Origin of the sequence: Algoriphagus sp. oki45 (genome assembly GCF_036245605.1) — a bacterium.
Lineage (GTDB): Bacteria > Bacteroidota > Bacteroidia > Cytophagales > Cyclobacteriaceae > Algoriphagus.
Window position 1 is genome coordinate 1 of sequence record NZ_BTPC01000036.1, and the last position, 304, is coordinate 304.

Genomic DNA, 304 nt, shown 5'->3' on the forward strand with positions numbered 1-304 from the left:
GCACTGCATCGTACCGGGAGGAGGGCTGACTAAAAGCGGAAGGTGGAAGACAGCCAAAACTCAGGGCAAATACCTGTTTCCGGTCAAGGCGATGAGCAAAGTCTTTCGGGCCAAGTATGTGAAAGCGCTCAAGTCACGGATCGAACCCGACAAGGAACTGATCAATCAACTCTTCCAAAAAGAGTGGGTGGTCTATGCCAAGCGACCTTTTGGACATCCCAAAGCAGTCCTCGAATACCTGGGAAGATATACCCACAAAGTAGCGATCTCCAATCACCGGATTCTGGACATTGACTCCAAACAA

1 protein-coding gene is annotated in these 304 nt (G+C 50.0%); it reads left to right on the top strand.

What is annotated here, in order from left to right:
* Positions 1–304 (top strand): transposase (locus AAA942_RS20305; protein WP_338222134.1); only part of this gene is annotated, 304 nt, incomplete at both ends.